Origin of the sequence: Modestobacter sp. NPDC049651 (assembly GCF_040659695.1) — a bacterium.
In the GTDB taxonomy this organism is placed as follows: domain Bacteria; phylum Actinomycetota; class Actinomycetes; order Mycobacteriales; family Geodermatophilaceae; genus Modestobacter.
Genome location: NZ_JBFAOG010000036.1, coordinates 1 through 1,010 on the forward strand (window position 1 = coordinate 1; position 1,010 = coordinate 1,010).

The 1,010-nt window shown below is 66.4% G+C and carries 1 protein-coding gene and 1 pseudogene; both read right to left on the minus strand.

The window, feature by feature from the left end; genetic code table 11:
- Positions 1-157 precede the first annotated feature (157 nt).
- Positions 158-283 (minus strand): annotated as a pseudogene (locus tag AB0J00_RS21905) (IS3 family transposase); the annotation flags it as partial.
- A gap of 55 nt (positions 284-338) precedes the next feature.
- Positions 339-1,010, minus strand: a 672-nt coding sequence (locus AB0J00_RS21910; RefSeq protein ID WP_357749242.1) for an IS30 family transposase, incomplete at its 5' end; no start/stop codon positions are given.

Genomic DNA, 1,010 nt, shown 5'->3' on the forward strand with positions numbered 1-1,010 from the left:
GGGGTGTGTCACTCCCCTGGAAACGTGGAGGACTGCGTTATGCGGCTGGGGCCTCCAGTGCTCGAGCCGTTGTTCGTTCGTAGTCGATAGGTGAACGTCCGTGGCAGACGGAGTGACGCCGTCGGCGGTTGTAGAAGTCGGAGATCCAGGTGGCGATCTAGATTCGTGCCACGGCGCGGGTGCGGAACTGCCGGCGGTGGACGTACTCGACCTTGATGGTGGAGAAGGTGGCCTCGGCCACGGCGTTGTCGAAGCACGACCCGACCCGGCCCATCGACTGGCGCACCTTCCAGCGGGCGCAGGCCCGGGCGAAGTCGGCCGAGCAGTATTGACCGGTTTCAACCGATCGTTGCAACACCACTGTCCTGAGTGGACGATAACAGGTCGTTGATGGCTTCGCCAGGCGTCCTCCATCCGAGTGCCTTGCGTGGCCGGCTGTTCAACGTTGCGGCGACTGCCTCGAGTTCACCGGGGTTCCAGCGGGCTAGGTCCGTGCCTTTGGGGAAGTACTGCCGGAGCAGCCCGTTGGTGTTCTCGTTCGTGCCGCGTTGCCACGGACTGTGCGGGTCGGCGAAGTAGACCTGCACGCCGGTGTCGATCGTCAGCTTCGCGTGCTGGGCAAGTTCTTTGCCGCGATCCCAAGTCAGCGTGCGGCGCAACTGCTCGGGCAGGGTGGTGATCGTCGCGGCGATCGCTTCGCGGACGGCTTCGGCGCCGTGTCCGGCAAGGGCCGGGCCGTTCTTCGACCGCGCTTCGACGCCCCAACCGTCCATGCGGGGCAGGTGCAGCAGCATGGTGAAGCGGGTCGTCCGTTCCACGAGGGTACCGATCGCGGACCTGTCCAGCCCGATGATCAGGTCACCCTCCCAGTGCCCGGGCACGGCCCGGTCCTCTACCTCGGCCGCACTAAGTCTATACATAACATCGGGGGTGACCATGCCGTCGCGGCGTTGCCGGGCCCGGGCACGCGGCACCCGCAGTGCCCGGCCGGTGCGCAGACACGCGACCAG